The sequence below is a fragment of the Olsenella sp. DNF00959 genome, assembly GCF_001553055.1.
GTDB classification, from domain to species: domain Bacteria; phylum Actinomycetota; class Coriobacteriia; order Coriobacteriales; family Atopobiaceae; genus Olsenella_I; species Olsenella_I phocaeensis.
Genome location: NZ_KQ960123.1, coordinates 147566 through 162652 on the forward strand (window position 1 = coordinate 147566; position 15087 = coordinate 162652).

Sequence of the window (15087 nt, forward strand, 5' to 3'; positions counted from 1 at the left end):
GTCGGCGCGCGAGAGGGTCGAAGTGGGTGGTTGCATGCGGCTCTCAGGCGAGAGAAGCACCCACTTCGGGCCTGCGGTGGCAACTCAGCCACCCACTTCGATCACGTGACGGCACCACGGCCACCCACTTCGATCACGTGACGGCACCACGGCCACCCACTTCGCGCCTGCGGCGGCGGGATTCGTCGACGCAGGCGCGCAGCTACCAGAGCGCCCGCCTGGCAAGCTCGCAGAGCACCGCGCGCACGCGCTCGAGGTCCGCCAACGGTACGTACTCGTTGGGCTTGTGCGCCATCTCGAGCTCGCCCGGCCCGTAAGAGACGCAGTCGCGGTTCCCGCAGGTTCCCGCCACGACGGCGCCATCGGTGTAGCCGGTGAACACGTCGATGCCCGCCTTGGCCCCCGTGACCTCGGCGGAAGCCTCCTGCAGGAGCGCGAGCAGTCCGGACTGGGGGTTTGCCTCGATGGGAGGGCGGTCCCCGGTCACCTCGTAGCTGCCGACACAGCCTGGCACGGCCCTCTCGGCCGCACGAAGGGCGTCCGTCACGATGCCACTGGCAGAGTCGGTGCCCGCAGGAGGCACGAGCCGCATGTCAATCCACACATGGCAGTCGTCGGGTACCACGTAGGGCCGGTAGCCACCCTCTATCTGTCCGAAGGTCACGGTGGAAGCGCCGAGGTCGGGATGCCTCTCCAGTGCCGCCACGGCCGAGCGTATGCGCACGACCGCCTCGGCGGCAGCGGCGACGGCGTCCGCCCCGCGCCAGGGCGTGCTCGCGTGTGCGGTGACACCGCGCAGCTCGAGCTCGAACCAGCTGCGGCCCTTGTGTGCCATGCGCGCCTTGCCGCCCGTGGGCTCCGTGTCCAGCACCCAGTCGGTACCGCCCACCCATCCGGTGGCGATCGCGGCCTCGATGCCGCGCATGAAGTCCTCCTCATCAACCGTGCAGAGCAGCGTCATGCGGCGGCGGGGGAGGCGTCCCCTCAGCGCGACCTCGTCGAGGGCGCTCCCAAAGGCAAGCATCGCGCAGGCAAGGCCGCCCTTCATGTCACAGGAGCCGCGGCCATAGAGCCGCCCGTCAAGTACCCTCGCCCCCAGGGCGGGGGTCTCGTCGTCCCAGCCATCCCCCAGGACGACGGTGTCCTGGTGACAGCAGTAGACGAGCCCCGGCAGGCCTTCGGTCGTGGCCTCGTCGTCAGGCGAGAGCCCCGTCACCTCCGTGCCCGTGGCATCATGCTCACCCGCGGCGGGAATCACGGCCCTCAGGCAGGGCCGGCCGGGAAGCGCCTCGAGCTCTTCGAGGAAGACGTGGCCCAGTACCTCGCGCCCGCCCTTGCCGGCAAGCTCGCGCGCCCGTCCGATGCGACTTTCGAGCCAGCCGCGTACGAAGCCCTCGACTTCGCCCTCGAAGGCGCCAGGGTCGCTGCTGTCGATCCTCACGAGCGCCTGGGTGAGCCCGACCACGTCGTTCGTGCTGCGGTCCGTGCCCTTGTCCGCGCTGGCGTTGGCATCCGCATAAGCGCCAGCGCCGGCGACCTGCGCCAGCAAGTCTCCCTTGTCTTCTCCAACCATGACGTCCCGAGCCATGCGGCCCACCTCCCGGAAGGCGATCGCCTCGAGCCCGGGCTACCCCTGCGCCTGGGCCTTGGCCTCGTCCATGTAGCTGTACAGGGTGTACTTCGAGATGCCGAAGTAGTTGCAGACCTTCTGGCCCGACTTGGTGACCAGGAAGGCGCCGGAGTCGTTGAGGAAGCCGATTGCCTTGACCTTGTCCTCCTTGGTCATGAGGGTGACGGGCTTGCCCACGACCCGCACGCTCTGCTCGATGAGCTCGTCCAGGAGTTCGGTCACGCTCTGGGGGATGGGCTCGGGGTCTGCCGCACCCTGCGCGGCGACGGCGGTGAGCGACTCCAGCTCGTGACGTGCGGCAAGGAGCATGGTGATGTCGTAGTTGATGGCAAAGATGCCGTCCACCTCGCCGTCCTCGCCGCGCAGGAAGATGGTGGACGACTTCAGGATCTTGCCGTCCTCGGTCTTGGTGAGGTAGGCGAGCCGGTCCTCGACGGGGTTGCGGCGGTCGTGCAGTGCCTCGAGCACGACATGCGAGGGGCCGTCTCCCACCGCACGGCCCGACACATGGCCGTTCTCGATGGCGACGATGGTGCTCGAGGGGTTGTCGGCCGAGAGGTCGTGGATGACCACCTCGCAGCCCGGTCCGAACTGGGTCGCGATGCCATGTGCGAGGGAGCGGCAGAACTCGATGTCCTGTGCACGCATGGGAACCTCCCGTTGATGTCGCCCGCGAGCTGGGCGCCGACCCTGCGAGGTCGCAGGGATGCCTATCAAAGAGTTATGAGAGCCGACCTTTGGCGACCTGCGTCGCGAGCGGGTCTGGCAGCCGAATGGTATATCGAATCGCGCCGTGCTCAATAGATGAAGCTTACAAATTGTTAGGGATTTTCGGGGAGGGGTCCCAGCCGGGGCGAGGAGGTCCCTGCCTGCATGGGGCCACATCGCGTCGTGCGACGTCACTCTCGCATGTGCAAAACGTTATTTATTTAAAAATACAACGCGCCGATGGTGGTATATCGACCGCCTACGACATCACTGATTCTTACTTTTCTTTTTTCCACCTATCATTTTTTCAGATATAGACGTGGTAAGAGAGGACCACGCCTCACAAGTATCCGGCCGTAGCTGATCTGCGGCGCTCAGCAGGGGGAGGGGTCTCATGCTGCTCGTAGCAAATGGTAGGGTCATCACTCGTGACGAGGCGCATCCGTACTTCGAGGACGGCGCGGTCGTCGTCGACGGCACCAAGATCGTGGAGGTCGGCGACAGGTCCGCGCTCGAGGGCAAGTACCCCGACGCAGAGTTCCTCGACGCGCGTGGCGCGGTGATCATGCCGGGACTCATCAACGCCCACACCCACATCTATTCCGGCCTCGCCCGCGGCCTGGCCATCAAGGGCTGCAACCCAACCAACTTCCTCGAGAACCTCGAGCAGCAGTGGTGGAAGATCGATCGCAACCTCAACATGGAGGGCACCCGCGCCTCCGCGTACGCGACCATCCTGGACTGCATCCGCGACGGCGTGACCACCATCTTCGACCACCACGCCAGCTTCCTCGAGATTCCCGGGTCGCTTTTCGCGATCAAGGACGTTGCGGAGGAGACAGGCATGCGCGCCTGCCTCTGCTACGAGACCTCCGACCGCGACGGCGAGGAGAAGTGCGACCAGGCCATCGCCGAGAACGCCGAGTTCGCGCGCTGGGCCGCCGGGCAGGACTCCGACATGATCGCCGCCATGTTCGGCGGGCATGCCCTGTTCACGCTCTCGGACAAGACCCTCGACAAGATGGTCGAGGCCAACGACGGCCTCACCGGCTTCCACATCCACGTCTGCGAGGGAATGAACGACGTCTATGACAGCCTGGGCAACCACGGCTGCACCGCCGTGCACCGCCTCCTCGACCACGGCCTCCTGGGCGAGAAGACCATGCTGGGCCACTGCATCCACATCACGCCCGCCGACATGGACGTGATCGCCGAGACCAAGACCATGATCGTGAACAACCCCGGCTCCAACATGAACAACGCCGTGGGCTGCGCCCCCGTGCTCGAGTTCTTCAAGCGCGGCATCACCGTGGGTATGGGCACCGACGCCTACACCCATGACGTGCTGGAGAGCCTGAAGACCTTCATCATGATCCAGCGCCACAACAGCTGCATGCCCAACGTCGCCTGGGGCGAGGACATGGCCATGCTGTTCAAGAACAACCGCACCATCGCCGAGAAGTACTTCTCGGTCAAGCCCCAGGGCAAGCCCCTCGGCATCCTGGCCCCCGGCGCCGCGGCCGATATCGCGATCTTCGACTACAAGCCCTTCACGCCCTTCTCGGACGAGAACATCGACGGCCACATCCTCTTCGGCTTCGAGGGCAAGGCCTGCCGCACGACCATCATCAACGGTCGCGTCCTCTACAAGGACCGCGAGTTCGTCGACCTGGACGAGGAGGCCATCAACGCCCGCATCCTCGCCGCCTCCAAGCAGCTCTGGGGGGAGCTCAACGGCCGCGAGTACTAAGTCGCATGCACTTGCGTCGCCCGCGGACGCAATAAATGCGGGGGACATAATCCGCCTTTGGTTTTTAGGAGAGGACCAATATGAGCGACATCATGCGCCCCATTCCGTTCGACGCCCTCATGGGCTGGATCCTGGACGAGTACCACACGCAGGGCAGCATCTTCGGCATCACCCGCTTCGCCAAGGGTGACGGGAAGGGCACCCGCCGCATCTTCGGCGAGAGCATCGAGACGCCCGTCGGCCCTGCGGCTGGCCCCAACTCCCAGCTCGCCCAGAACATCGTCGCGAGCTACGTGACCGGTGCCCGTTTCTTCGAGCTCAAGACCGTCCAGGTCATGGACGGCGAGGAACTCTCGGCCTGCGTCAACAAGCCCTGCATCCTGGCAGGTGACGAGGGCTACAACTGCGAGTGGTCCACCGAGCTGACCGTCCCCCAGGCCTTCGACGAGTACGTCAAGGCGTGGGTCGCCTGCAAGCTGCTCTCCCGCGAGCTTGACCTGGGATCTGCCGACGGCTTCGTGTTCAACATGTCAGTGGGCTACGACCTCGAGGGCATCAAGAGCCCCAAGGTCGACAAGTACATCAACGACATGAAGGACGCCTCCGCCACGCCGGCCTTCACCGAGGCCATCGCCTGGGCGAAGGCGAACCTCGACCGCTTCGAGCACGTGGACGAGGCCTTCGTCGACTCCATCACCCCGCAGGTCTCGCGCTCCATCACCGAGTCCACGCTGCACGGCTGCCCTCCCGCAGAGATCGAGCGCATCGCCACCTACCTCATGTGCGAGAAGGGCCTCAACACCTTCGTAAAGTGCAACCCCACGCTCCTGGGCTACGAGTACGCCCGCACCACCCTGGACTCCCTGGGCTTCGACTACATCGCCTTCGACGACCACCACTTCCTGGAGGACCTCCAGTGGGAGGACGCCGTCCCCATGCTCGAGCGCCTTATCGCGCTGGGCAAGGAGAGGGGCCTGGAGTTCGGCGTCAAGCTGACCAACACCTTCCCCGTCGACGTGACCCGCAACGAGCTGCCCAGCGAGGAGATGTACATGTCGGGCCGCTCGCTGTACCCGCTCTCCCTCACCCTGGCCGCCCGCCTGTCCGAGCAGTTCGACGGCAAGCTGCGCATCTCGTACTCCGGCGGTGCCGACGCCAACAACGTGGCCGGGCTCGTCTCGGCCGGCATCTGGCCCGTCACCGTGGCGACCACCATCCTCAAGCCCGGTGGCTACCAGCGCTTCGGCCAGATCGTGCGCGTCCTCGAGTCCGTCGAGGCCAAGGCCTTCGACGGCGTTGACGCCAAGGCCGTCCGCGGCATGGTGGGCGAGGCCGTGAGGGGTGACGCCTACCGCAAGCCCATCAAGCCCCTGCCCGAGCGCCACGTCGCGGCGAAGCTTCCCCTCATGGACTGCTTCACGGCGCCCTGCCGCCACGACTGCCCCATCCACCAGGACATCCCCGGCTACCTCATGGCCGTGGACGAGGGCCGCTACGAGGACGCCCTCAACGTCATCCTCGAGCGCAACGCCCTGCCCTTCGTGACCGGCACCATCTGCCCGCACCACTGCGGCGACGGCTGCATGCGCAACTACTACGAGGAGCACGTCCACATCCGCGAGGCAAAGCTCAAGGCCGCCGAGGCGGCAAGCGAGAAGGTCCTGCCCACGCTCGCCCGCAGGGCCGAGGTCAAGGGCAAGAAGGTCGCCGTCATCGGCGGAGGCCCTGCCGGCCTCTCCGCCGCGTCCTTCCTCTCCCGCGCCGGCGTCGACGTGACCGTGATCGAGCGCACCCAGAAGCTGGGCGGCATCGTCCGTCATGCCATCCCCGAGTTCCGCATCTCGGGCGAGGCCATCGACCGCGACATCGAGCTCTGCAGCGCCTACGGCGCCAAATTCGAGTGCGGCGTCGAGGTCAAGTCGGTCGACGAGCTCCTGAAGCAGGGCTACACCGACGTCGTCATCGCCATCGGCGCCTGGGCGCCTGGTCGCGCCACCCTCAAGTCCGGCGCCGAGATGGACGCCATCGACTTCCTCGTGGCCGCCAAGGGTGACCCCGACTCCCTCGAGCTCGGCAGCGACGTCGTGGTCATCGGTGCCGGCAACACCGCCATGGACGTGGCACGTGCCGCCAAGCGCATCAAGGGCGTCGAGAACGTCCGCCTGGTCTACCGCCGCACCCGCCGCTACATGCCCGCCGACGAGGAGGAGCTCGCGCTCGCGCTCGAGGACGGGGTCGAGTTCATGGAGCTCCTCTCGCCCGACACGTTTGCCGACGGCGTCCTGACCTGCGAGGTCATGGAGCTTGGCGCTCCCGACGAGTCTGGCCGCCGCTCGCCCGTCTCCACCGGCAAGACCACGACCATCCCCGCCACCACCGTCATCGCCGCGGTGGGCGAGAACGTCGAGGGCACGCTCTTCGAGGCCTCCGGCATCGAGGTCGACCGCAAGGGACGCCCCGTGGTCGACGCCAGCTACAAGACCAACCTGCCCCACGTCTATGCCATCGGTGATGCCCGCCGCGGGCCTGCCACCGTGGTCGAGGGCATCGCGGACGCCGCCATGGTGACCGTCGCCATCTCGGGCGCGGACTTCAACGGCAAGGTCGAGTCCAACGTCAAGGCCGACTACGACGCCCCGCTCGCCAAGCGCGGCGACCTCTGTCTGGACGTCAAGGGCTGCGACAGGACCCGCTGCCTGGGCTGCGCCACCGTCTGCGAGACCTGCGTCGAGGTCTGCCCCAACCGCGCCAACGTCGCGATTCGCGTGCCCGGCATGCGTCAGCGCCAGATCGTGCACGTCGACGGCATGTGCAACGAGTGCGGCAACTGCGCCGTCTTCTGCCCCTACCAGGGCGGCCGTCCCTACAAGGACAAGCTCACCCTCTTCTGGAGCAAGGAGGACTTCGACAACAGCACCAACGAGGGCTTCCTTCCCGTCGACGGCGGCATGCTCGTCAGGCTTGACGGAGGCACTAAGGTATACGATGTGAATGACAAGGACTGCGGACTGCCCGAGTCGGTGCGCGCCACCATCGCTGCCGTGCAAAGCGACTATGCCTACCTCATGATCGGCTAGCCTCGCGAGGCGCTGTGCCACAGCCTCAAACACAAACCGAGGGCCGGGGGTGGCGCGCTTCGGCGTGCCACCTCCCGGCGCTCATTCCGGGGGGATAGGCTCAATATGGCCAAGAGAAGGGACAAGGTAGCCGTCGTACATTGCTGGGGGGGAGCCAGCAGGTACTGCAACTACGGCTGCGTCGGCTGCGGTGCGTGTGTCGCCGCCTGCAAGGTCGACGCGATCGGCCTCAACGAGAACAACACCGCGCAGGTGAGGCGCGAGGCCTGCATAGGCTGCGGCCTCTGTGCGAGGGCCTGCCCGCAGGGGATCATCGAGATAGTCCCCTGCGAGGCGACGATCCTGCCTCTCTGCTCCAATCCGGACCTGGGCTCGGTCGCACGCAAGCTCTGCGACTCGAGCTGCATCGCCTGCGGCGCCTGCGAGCGAGCCTGCCCGGCGGATGCCATCCACGTGACGGACAACCTGGCGGTGACGGACGTCGAGCTCTGCATCGCCTGCGGCATGTGCGCGACCAAGTGCCCGCGCGGCGTCATCCGTGACGCCAACGGCATCCTGGCCAAGGGCTTCTAGAGGGGAGGGGACATGGGAAAGTACAGCTTCTCCGTCAACGGCGAAGAGATCTCGACGGACGAGAACGTATCGCTCCTGCGCTTCCTGCGCGACGAGCTCCACCTCACCTCCGTGAAGGACGGCTGCTCCGAGGGCGCCTGCGGCACCTGCACCGTCGTCATCGACGGGATTGCCACCAAGGGCTGTGTCATCACCACCAAGCTTGCCCAGGGCAAGCAGATCCTCACCGTGGAGGGCCTTGGCGAGGAGGAGAAGGAGGCCTTCGTCTATGCCTTCGGCGCCGTGGGGGCCGTGCAGTGCGGCTTCTGCATCCCCGGCATGGTGATGAGCGGGGCAGCCCTCCTGAGGGCCAACTCCAATCCCACCGAGGACGACGTCAAGGTCGCGATAAAGGGCAACGTCTGTCGCTGCACCGGCTACAAGAAGATCATCGAGGGCATCCTGCTTGCCGCCCAGATTCTCAGGGGAGAGAGGCAGATCGACCCCGAGCTCGAGAGAGGCGACGACTACGGCGTGGGCAAGCGCGCCTTCCGCGTGGACGTGCGCCGCAAGGTCCTGGGCTACGGCGTGTATCCCGACGACCTCAACGAGACCGACTACCCCGACATGGCCTACGCCTCGGCGGTGCGCTCGAAGTACCCGCGTGCCCGCGTGCTCTCCATAGACAGCTCCAAGGCCGAGGCCCTGCCTGGCGTCCTGGGCGTGCTCACCGCCAAGGACGTGCCCGTCAACCAGGTGGGCCACCTCATCCAGGACTGGGACGTGATGATCGCCGAGGGCGACGTCACCCGCTTCGTGGGAGATGCCATCTGCCTGGTGGTTGCCGAGGACGAGAAGACCCTGGCAAAGGCCAAGAGGCTCGTCAAGGTGACCTACGAGGAGCTCGAGCCCGTCCGCAACATCGAGGAGGCGAAGGCCGAGGGTGCCCCCATCATCCACGACAGCTTCCTTGCCTTCGGCAACGTCGTCGAGCTCCACGACAACGTCTGCCAGAGCCGCCACGTGACCCGCGGCAACGCCAAGGAGGCGCTCGCCAAGTCCGCCCACGTGGTGACCAAGACCTTCGAGACGCCCTTCACCGAGCATGCCTTCCTGGAGCCCGAGTGCGCCGTGGCCTTCCCCTACAAGGACGGCGTCAAGGTCCAGAGCACCGACCAGGGCGCCTACGACACGCGCAAGGAAGTCGCCCACATGTTTGGCTGGGACGAGACGCCCGAGCGCGTCGTCGTCCAGACCATGCTGGTCGGCGGCGGCTTCGGCGGCAAGGAGGACGTGAGCGCCCAGCACCTCGCCGCCCTCGCCGCCCTGCACTTCGGGCGCACGGTGAAGTGCCGCTTCACGCGCAAGGAGTCCATCGACTTCCATCCCAAGCGCCACGCCATGCAGGGCACCTTCACCCTGGGCTGCGACGAGGAGGGCAACCTCACCGCTCTGGACTGCGAGATCAACTTCGACACCGGTGCCTACGCGAGCCTCTGCGGCCCCGTCCTCGAGCGCGCCTGCACCCATTCGGTCGGTCCCTACAAGTACCAGAACACCGACATACGTGGGTACGGCTACTACACCAACAACCCGCCCGCGGGCGCCTTCCGCGGCTTCGGTGTGTGCCAGAGCCAGTTCGCCCTCGAGTGCCTCATCGACGTGCTTGCCGACGAGGTGGGCATCTCTCCTTGGGAGATGCGCTACAAGAACGCGATCGAGCCCGGCGAGGTCCTGCCCAACGGCCAGATCGCCGACTGCTCCACCGCGCTCAAGGAGACCCTCCTGGCGGTGAAGGACGCCTATGACGCCAACGCCGACCACTGCGGCCTCGCCTGCGCCATGAAGAACGCGGGCGTGGGCGTGGGCCTGCCTGACGCCGGGCGCTGCAAGATCGTGGTCGATGGCGGCAAGGCGATGGTCTATTCCGCGACCTCCGACATCGGCCAGGGCTGCAACACCGTCTTCCTCCAGGACGTGGCGGAGGCCAGCGGCCTGCCGCGCGCCCTCATCCGCAACGGCGAGTGCTCCACCGAGGCGGCGCCCGACTCCGGCACCACCTCCGGCTCGCGCCAGACCGTCATCACCGGCGAGTCCGTGCGCGGTGCCGCCTTCCTGCTCCGCGACGCGATGCTCGCGTACGAGGCGGGGGAGGGCGTGCCCCAGGGACCCGTTCGCGCCAGGGGTGACGGCGTCAAGGTCGAGTACGAGGACGGCAGGAGCTACGACGTCCATGCCTGCGAGCTCAAGGCCGGCGGCGGACGCCACGCCAATGACCCCGCTTCCGCGCTGGCGGCGCTCGAGGGCTGCGAGTTCAGCTACGTCTACTTCGAGCCCACCGACAAGCTGGGGGCGGACAAGCCCAACCCCAAGAGCCACGTGTGCTACGGCTTTGCCACGCACCTGGTGATCCTGGACAAGAAGGGCAAGGTCTCCCAGATCTACGCCGCGCACGACTCCGGCAAGGTTGTCAACCCCATCGCCATCCAGGGCCAGATCGAGGGTGGCGTGCTCATGGGCATGGGCTATGCCCTCACCGAGGACTTCCCGCTCAAGGACTGCGTGCCCACCGCGCGCTACGGGACCCTTGGCCTCCTGCGTGCCAGCCAGATTCCCGACATCCACGCCATCTACGTGGAGAAGGACGAGCTCCTGCCCGTGGCCTACGGCGGCAAGGGCATCGGGGAGATCGCGACCATCCCCACCGCGCCTGCGGTGCAGAACGCGTATCGTCGCGTCAGCGGCAAGCTCCAGACCAAGCTGCCGCTCGTCGGCACGCCCTACGAGAGGAGGCCGCGCGGGTAGGCCGATCCCAAGGATATTCAGGGGCCTCCTGCCGCCGTGCCGGGGGCTCCTGGGCAATGCAACACCCCGAAACGTGAGACCGGAAGAGCTGCGAAAGAGGTGGTCGTGACATGGGAGAGCTCTTGAGGATGGAGGGCGTCGACAAGCGCTTCGGCTCGTTCTACGCGAACCGCAACGTCACCCTCTCCATACAAGAGGGCGAGGTGCACACCCTGTTGGGCGAGAACGGAGCGGGCAAGTCGACGCTCATGAACTGCCTGATAGGCCTGTACACGCCGTCTGCGGGCAAGATCTACATGAGGGGCGAGGAGGTCCACATAGACTCCCCGCGCGATGCCGTCGCGCACGGCATCGGCATGGTGCACCAGCACTTCATGCTGGTGGAGGACATGAGCGGCCTCGAGAACATCATCCTGGGCGACAAGCGCCACAACACGCCCCTGCTCCAGAAGGCCGACGACCGCAAGACCATCGAGGGGCTCATGCAGCGCTACGGCCTGGAGGTCGACCTCGACCAGCGCGTGGGCGACATGTCCATCGGCATGCAGCAGCGCGTCGAGATCCTGAAGGTCCTCTTCCGCGGAGCCGACCTGCTCATCCTCGACGAGCCCACCGCCGTCCTCACCGACCTCGAGGTCCAGGGCCTCTTCGACATCATGAACTCCCTGACCGACGAGGGTAAGTCGATCATCTTCATCTCGCATAAGATGCGCGAGGTCATGCACATCTCCGACCGCGTCACGGTCCTGCGCCGCGGCGAGTTCATCGACACGGTCGAGGTCTCCAAGACCACCGAGCAGGAGCTCGCCGACCTCATGATCGGCCAGAAGTTCACCGAGAGCACCTACCAGAAGGTGGACGCGACCGACCAGCCCATGCTCACGCTCACCAACGTGTCCTACCATCCCGAGGTCAAGCACGGCGGCCTGAAGGACGTCACCCTCACCCTCCACAAGGGAGAGATCCTGGGCGTCGCGGGCATCGACGGCAACGGGCAGGGTGCCCTCGCCGAGGTCGTGACCGGCCTCATCGCCCCCGAGTCCGGCGAGGTCGTCGGTCCCGACGGCTCGAGCATCGCGCTCTTCTCGCCCCAGGCCTTCATCGACGCCGGCTTCGGCAACATCCCCGAGGACCGCAATAAGATGGGCCTCGTCGGCGACATGACGATCGCCGAGAACCTGGTCCTCAAGCAGACCAACACCGAGCGCTTCTCCGCAGGGCACGGCGCCTGGCTCAAGATGGATGCCATCCAGGAGTTCGCCGAGCAGCTGCGCGAGGAGAACGACATCCGCTGCACCTCCGTCAGCCAGACGGCCCGCAGCCTCTCGGGCGGCAACCAGCAGAAGGTCATCCTCGCGCGCGAGCTCGACAGCCACCCCAAGCTCCTCGTGGCCGTCTATCCCACGCGCGGCCTGGACATCGGCGCCACCGGCTTCGTCCACGACCAGATCGTGGCGCAGCGCGACGCCGGCTGCTCGGTGCTGCTCATCTCGGCTGACTTCGACGAGGTCCTGAAGCTCTCGGACCGCATCGTCGTCCTCTTCGAGGGCCAGGTCATGGGAACGTACCCCGGCGCGAATCCCCCCATCAAGGAGATCTCGCTCGCCATGGCAGGAAAGTAGGAGGGAGGAACAATGGCAAAGAGCTCTAGCTCTGACAACAGCCGCGAGAAGCTGCTGACGACGCTCACCCCCGTCGTCTCGGTCCTCCTCGCGCTCATCGTGGGGGCCATCATCATCGCGTGCCTCGGCAAGAGCCCCGTCCAGGGTTACGCCGCCATGCTCCAGGGCTCCCTGGGCTCCCTCTCCAAGGTCGCCAAGACCCTGGAGCGCTCCTGCCCGCTGATCTTCACCGGCCTCTGCGCCGTGTTCGCCTACAAGTGCGGTGTCTTCAACCTCGGCGGCGAGGGCCAGTTCATCATGGGTGGCTGCGCCACCGCCACCGTCGTCCTGGGCCTTGGCCTCGACGGCCCCGTCGGCATGCTCTGCGGCCTCACCGCCGGCATCGTCGTGGGCGGCCTCTGGGGCCTGCTTCCCGGCATCATGAAGATCACGCGTGGCCTCAACGAGATGATCACCACGATCATGCTCAACTACATCGCCATGTACTTCATGGAGTACGTCTTCAAGAACCTCTTCTCGGACAACGGCCTTCCCAAGACCCTCGCCATGCCCAGCGCCGCTCGCCTGCCCGGCATCGGCGGCATGCACGTGGGCGTCATCCTTGCCGTCCTCCTGGGCCTCTTCCTGTGGTACCTGATCTTCCGCACCTCCTTCGGCTTCAAGATCCGCGCCGTGGGCATGAACCCCATCGCCTCGCGCGTGAGCGGCTTCCCGGTGAACAGGCTCGTCCTTCTCGCCTTCGTCATCTCGGGCGCCATCGCCGGAATGGGCGGCGCCGTCGAGCTCCTGGGCAAGACCCCCTACCGCCTGGCGGCGGGCTTCGGCGCGGGCTTCGGCTTCGACGGCGTGGCCATCGCCCTCATCTCGCAGCTCAACCCCATAGCTGCCATGCTGGTCGCCATCCTCTTCGGCATCCTCAACACGGGCGGCACCATGATGCAGAGCGTCATCGGCGTCCCCACCGCCATCGTCGACATCATCCGCGGCCTGATAATCATCTTCGCCGTCGCCGGCATGGCCATCGTCAAGCTCCCCAAGATCATTGCGTTCTTCAGCTCCCGTGGACCCAAGCAGGGCGCGAACGAGCCTGAGGTCGCCACCGACAAGAAAGCGGAGGTGACGGCGTAATGGACTTCTTCATGACCTCGCTGCCCACGATCCTCAACGCCACGACCCTGAGCGCCGTGCCCATCCTCCTGGCCGCCCTGGGCGAGCTCTTCTCCGAGCGCGCCGGCCTGGTCAACATCGGCCTTGAGGGCATCATGGCCGTGGGCGCCTTCGTCGCCTTCGCCGTGGGCAAGATGACGGGCAACCTCTGGCTCGGCGTCTGCGCCGCCATCGTCGCCGGCATCGCCATCAACATGATCTACGCCTTCTGCACCGTCACGCTCTGCGTCGACCAGGTGGTCGTGGGCATGGCCATCAACATCCTTGCGCCCGCCCTGGCGCTCTTCGGCTACAACATGTTCGTCGGATCCAACTCCGCCAACGCCACTGGCGTCATCATGGAGAGGATCCAGATCCCGGGGCTGAGCGCGATACCCTACATAGGTGGGCCGGTCTTCGGTCAGCAGCTCCTTGCCTATCTCGCCTTCATCCTGGTGCCCCTCGTGACCTACTTCTTCAAGAGCTTCCGCGGCGGCCTCTCGTTCCGCTCGGTGGGCGAGAACCCCCAGGCTGCAGAGACCCTGGGCATCAACGTCATCCGCATCAAGTTCGTGGCCTGCGTCGCCTGCGGCGCGCTGGCCGGCATGGGCGGGGCGTTCCTCTCGGTCTGCATGACCCCGATCTACATCGACGGCATCGTCATGGGCCGCGGCTTCATCGCGCTGGCGACAGTCATCTTTGGCCGTTGGAGCGCCGTGGGCATCATGGCCGCGAGCCTGCTCTTCGGCTTCTTCGACGGGCTCAACGTCGCCTTGCAGGCCCAGTTCAACGCCGCGCCCGTCATGTTCTTCAAGATGATCCCGTACATCTTCACGATCATCGCCCTGATCTTCTTCGGTTCCAGGCACGCCGGGCCTAAGGCGAACGGCCAGCCCTACTACCGCGAGTCGCGTTAGTCCGCTGCCGCCCGGGCAACGCCCGCTGGGCAGCGCGATTTACAAAAGCACCATCCAACGTGCAAGGATGGGATATAAACTCCGGGCCTTTTGGCCATCGAGTCGAAGGGAGTGGGCACAGCACAGAGAAACGAGGTTGGAAGTTCTTCGCATGTGTCAGTGGCAGGAATGTCTTCTTAGAAAGGAACTACCATGAGCGAGTCCAAGTTCAACTTCATGCTTAACAGGCGTCAGGCCATCGCGCTGGGCCTCGGATCCGCGGCCACGGTCGCCCTCGCGGGCTGCAGCGGCGGAAGCGGCAGCGACGACAAGGCAGCAGGCGGGGATTCCTCCGAGGGCAGCTACAAGGTCGCCATGATCATGTCCGGCACCATCACCGACGGCGGCTGGGACCAGGGCCACTACGAGTCCCTGAAGCGCGCCATCGAGTCCCACCCCAAGTGGGAGATGCTCGAGCCCAAGGAGAACACGCCCGACGCCGATGCCGCCACCGCCGCCCAGAGCTACGTCGACCAGGGCGTCGACCTCATCATCGGCAACGGAAACCAGTTCGCCTCCGACTGGGCCGAGGTCGTCGCCGACGCGGAGGGCAACGACAAGGTCCACTTCCTCATCACCAACACCAACCCCACCTCCGAGATGGCCGACTACAAGTCCCTCGCCAAGGTGGAGACGGTGCTGCCCAACTTCAAGCAGACCGGCGCCCTCGCGGGCGTCGTCGCCGGCCTCATGACCAAGACCAACAGCATCGGCTTCATCGGCGGCATGAAGCTCCCCTCCACCGAGGCCAAGTACGCCGCCTACCTGGCCGCCGCCCAGAAGATCAACCCCGAGATCAAGGGCCAGTACAACTTCGAGGCCGGCTTCACCGACGCCTCCC

At 66.1% G+C, this 15087-nt stretch carries 10 protein-coding genes; 8 read left to right on the forward strand and 2 right to left on the reverse strand.

The genetic code is table 11. The features are described 5' to 3' along the window. Nucleotides 1-202: 202 nt before the first annotated feature. Together HMPREF1868_RS00660 and HMPREF1868_RS00665 are read right to left on the reverse strand one after the other, a co-directional pair. Entirely contained in the window at nt 203-1588 is a 1386-nt protein-coding gene (locus HMPREF1868_RS00660; RefSeq protein WP_082719454.1) for a M20 family metallopeptidase, read from the reverse strand. 39 nt (nt 1589-1627) lie between these two features. Next, nucleotides 1628-2278, reverse strand: coding sequence for a helix-turn-helix transcriptional regulator (locus HMPREF1868_RS00665; RefSeq protein ID WP_062529490.1), 651 nt, complete (start codon nt 2276-2278; stop codon nt 1628-1630). Nucleotides 2279-2732: 454 nt separating this feature from the next. Here HMPREF1868_RS00665 and ssnA point away from each other — a divergent pair, with 454 nt between their 5' ends. The 8 genes from ssnA to HMPREF1868_RS00705 all read left to right on the forward strand — a co-directional run. Beyond that, a complete protein-coding gene (gene ssnA / locus HMPREF1868_RS00670) occupies nt 2733-4088 on the forward strand; it encodes a putative aminohydrolase SsnA (protein ID WP_062529492.1) in 1356 nt (451 codons plus the stop codon). A gap of 80 nt (nt 4089-4168) precedes the next feature. Next, nucleotides 4169-7165, forward strand: a complete 2997-nt coding sequence (gene ygfK / locus HMPREF1868_RS00675) for a putative selenate reductase subunit YgfK (protein WP_062529494.1) — start codon at nt 4169-4171, stop codon at nt 7163-7165. Between the two features lie 105 nt (nt 7166-7270). Then, nucleotides 7271-7738, forward strand: a complete 468-nt coding sequence (locus tag HMPREF1868_RS00680; protein WP_062529496.1) for a 4Fe-4S binding protein — start codon at nt 7271-7273, stop codon at nt 7736-7738. Nucleotides 7739-7750: 12 nt separating this feature from the next. Then, nucleotides 7751-10522: a selenium-dependent xanthine dehydrogenase gene (xdh, locus tag HMPREF1868_RS00685; RefSeq protein ID WP_062529499.1), complete on the forward strand. Its 2772-nt coding sequence runs from the start codon at nt 7751-7753 to the stop codon at nt 10520-10522. Nucleotides 10523-10632: 110 nt separating this feature from the next. After that, the gene (locus tag HMPREF1868_RS00690; RefSeq protein WP_062529501.1) at nt 10633-12144 is read left to right on the forward strand and encodes an ABC transporter ATP-binding protein; all 1512 of its coding nucleotides are present in this window, start codon (nt 10633-10635) and stop codon (nt 12142-12144) included. A 12-nt stretch (nt 12145-12156) separates the two neighbouring features. Then, the gene (locus HMPREF1868_RS00695) at nt 12157-13272 is read left to right on the forward strand and encodes an ABC transporter permease (protein WP_062529503.1); all 1116 of its coding nucleotides are present in this window, start codon (nt 12157-12159) and stop codon (nt 13270-13272) included. Further along, nucleotides 13272-14207, forward strand: coding sequence for an ABC transporter permease (locus HMPREF1868_RS00700; RefSeq protein ID WP_009277992.1), 936 nt, complete (start codon nt 13272-13274; stop codon nt 14205-14207). The genes HMPREF1868_RS00695 and HMPREF1868_RS00700 overlap by 1 nt, the downstream gene beginning before the upstream one ends. A 192-nt stretch (nt 14208-14399) precedes the next feature. After that, nucleotides 14400-15087, forward strand: a 688-nt coding sequence (locus tag HMPREF1868_RS00705) for a BMP family ABC transporter substrate-binding protein (protein ID WP_156439398.1), incomplete at its 3' end; no start/stop codon positions are given.